This is a genomic window from Methylobacterium indicum, from assembly GCF_001043895.1.
GTDB classification, from domain to species: Bacteria; Pseudomonadota; Alphaproteobacteria; order Rhizobiales; family Beijerinckiaceae; genus Methylobacterium; species Methylobacterium indicum.
The window spans coordinates 1-2,603 of the sequence record NZ_JTHF01000354.1; the positions used below are offsets into that span (position 1 = coordinate 1).

General features: G+C 69.7%; 3 protein-coding genes. 2 read left to right on the top strand and 1 reads right to left on the bottom strand.

The features are described from left to right. On the bottom strand, positions 1-1,647 hold a 1,647-nt coding region (locus QR78_RS29810), incomplete at its 3' end, for an alkaline phosphatase PhoX (RefSeq protein WP_053221164.1). Positions 1,648-1,891: 244 nt separating this feature from the next. On the opposite strand from QR78_RS29810, the gene QR78_RS29815 reads away from it, so the two are divergent. After that, positions 1,892-2,146, top strand: a complete 255-nt coding sequence (locus QR78_RS29815; RefSeq protein WP_048431249.1) for a hypothetical protein — start codon at positions 1,892-1,894, stop codon at positions 2,144-2,146. Positions 2,147-2,169: 23 nt separating this feature from the next. Next, positions 2,170-2,448 (top strand): hypothetical protein, encoded by a 279-nt coding sequence (locus QR78_RS29820; protein ID WP_048431250.1) that lies wholly within the window; start codon positions 2,170-2,172, stop codon positions 2,446-2,448. Positions 2,449-2,603 lie beyond the last annotated feature (155 nt).

Genomic DNA, 2,603 nt, shown 5'->3' on the forward strand with positions numbered 1-2,603 from the left:
GTAGCGCTCGAAGCCGGTGACCCGGTCCTGGCCCTCGGGTCCGGTGATGAGGGTGTAGGCACCGTCGCGGGTGACGGTGGTATCGGCGAGCCTGGAATTGAACACCAGGGTGTCGGTGCCGGTCGGGCCGGTCGGGGTCCGGCCGCCGAGCAGGATGTCGTTGCCGGGCGTGTTGAAGATGACGTCGTCGCCGGCGCCGCCGTCGATCAGGTCGTCGATGGCGCTGCCGGTCAGCGTATCGTTGCCGTCCGTGCCGCGGATCGAGCGGTCCTGGGTCATCAGCATCAGCTGGCCGCCCTCGACCAGCTCGCCGCCCAGGGTGTAGTGCGCCTGGGTGTCGAGCAGGAAGGCCTGCCGGCCCGGGCCGCCGAAGATCGTGCTGACGTCGACGATGCCGGAGGATTCCTCGTCCTGGTTGAACGGCGCGGTCGGCGGCGTGCCGAAGCGGGCCGGATCGTGCTGGGCGATCTCGGTCAGGGACCCGTTGGCCGGATCGTACTGGAAGACCTTCGAGATGCGGGCGTTGTTGCCCGGATCCTCCTGCAGGATGACCTTCCCGTCGGCGGTCACCGTCATGTTGTCGAGCATGACCTGCCCTTCGGTCCCGCGCAGCACCTCCTTGATGGTGCCGCCGAGCTCGGGCCGGGTGACGTCGGTGAACTCGAGCGCCCAGAGCCGTGACGGGCTGGTGATGGCGTTCGTGGTGTTGAAGTAGAAGCGGTTGGGGTTGCTCGGGTCCCAGGCGCCGTCCTCGGGCCGCAGGAAGGTGGTGACGCCCTCCGCGTCGCTCTCGGCCTGGAGCTGGGCGCCGGTCATCTTCGAGACGTCGCCGTTCGGGCCCATCTCCTGCAGCGAGAAGGCGGCGCCGGCCGTGGCGAGCGAGGTGGCGTTGGTCTCGACGAGGACGCTCGGGACCTTGATGCCGTAGAGCTTGCCGTTGGTCAGGCCGGCCTTGTCGATCTCGGAGCCCGTCGCCTGCTTGGTGCCGACATAGACGTAGAGCTGGCCGGTCGAGGAATCGTCGGTGCCGATCGTCACCGTCTTCACGCCCGAGGCCGGGTTCGCCAGAGAGTTCTCCATCGAGAACTTGCCGAGGCGAGGCAATTCGTAGATCCGCCCGGATTCGGGACCGTTCACCACCCAGGCGAGCGCCCGCCCCTCGGCGCCGGTCTCCTCGCCGTTCATGAAGATGCGGGCCGGGGTGCCGAGGCCGGTCGAGGCGTCGTAGAAGGCCGAGACCGCCGGCAGATCCGCCGAGCACAGCCGGGCGAGCGCCGTGGTCGCCTTCTGGTAGCTGCCGGTCGCGGCGTTGAAGCCGTAATAGCTTGTGCCGAGATCACCCGCCGAGAGCACCTTCAGGCTCGCCTTGTCGACGATCAGCCGGTCGACGAAGGCGCCGGCCGAGCCATGCGCCCGCACCACGCCGGAGGTGGCGCCGATCTCGTGGTTGACCAGCACCGTGGCGGTGCCGTCCCCGTTGTCGAAGGCGCCGATGCCGTCCGGGATGCCGACGAAGCGCCAGGGCGTGCCGTCCGCCTTGACCGAGCCGGGCACGGTGTCGCCGACGCTGAGAAGCGACGTGAAGCTGACATTGCCGGTGCTCGGCACCAGGTAGGGGGTCTGGGTCGTCGAGGGGCCGATGGCCATGGGGAAAGTCCCTGGAATGTTTCCAAGGCGGCACATAGAGGCAGGCGAGCAACAGTTCGGTGACGCGGACGGCACCCGACGTTCGACCGCACGACCTAATCCAGGCGCATCCGCCGCGACCCGCCGGGGTGGAGACGCTCCGCCCGCCCTGTTAGAACGGACGAAGAACGTTGGGCCGGCGACTTCCGGTCGGGGCTTCGTGCCGGTATCGGGCACGGGGTGACGGGAACGGGAGACGCAGGACATGGCGATGCGAACGACCTTCGTGGTGCAGACCTTCGAGGTGCACCGCAAGCGGTTGCGCCCCGGCACGCGCGACGTGGCGCCGACCGAGAGCGGCGCGCTCAAGCGCGCCGAGGCGATCGCCGGCCGGATGCCCGGCGCGGCGGCCCTGCGCATCGTCGCCGACGACGAGACCGGCGAACTCGAGAGCGTCGAGATCCTGGGCCAGTTCGGGGAGATCCCGGAGGACTTCGCCGAGCAGCTGACCGGCGGCTGACCCGTCACACGAGGAGGACGACCATGGCCTTCAAGGCGAAATCGGCGGCGGAGACGAAGGCGGCGGAACTCGCCTCGGCGCTGGTGCGCATCGCGGACCGGGAGGGCGCGCCGCTCCAGATCGGCGTCGAGGCCCTGCGCCGGGCGAGCCCGCGCCTGACGCCGCTGGCGATCGGGCAGCTCTTCCGCCGCCACCGGGACGACCTCGAGGCGGCGCTGGCCGAGCGCGGCTACACGCTCCTCGACTACGCCGATCAGGGCCCGGGCCGCGGAATGGAATTCGCGATCGGCGTCGACGGATGAGACCCGTGGATCGGTTCCCGGATGCGCATGCGCCCGGCGCATGTCAGCCCCTGCGGAAATCCCGGATTGTGCGGTGCGAAAGAGCGTGCGACACAGGAGGCACGCAAGGACGCGATGGCGTCGCGGACTTGCCAGCCCTCTTGGGCGTTTCCTCC

Coding starts and splice junctions, on each gene's coding strand:
- QR78_RS29815 (WP_048431249.1), top strand. CDS start 1,892: ATGGCGATGCGAACGACCTTCGTGGTGCAGACCTTCGAGGTGCACCGC.
- QR78_RS29820 (WP_048431250.1), top strand. CDS start 2,170: ATGGCCTTCAAGGCGAAATCGGCGGCGGAGACGAAGGCGGCGGAACTC.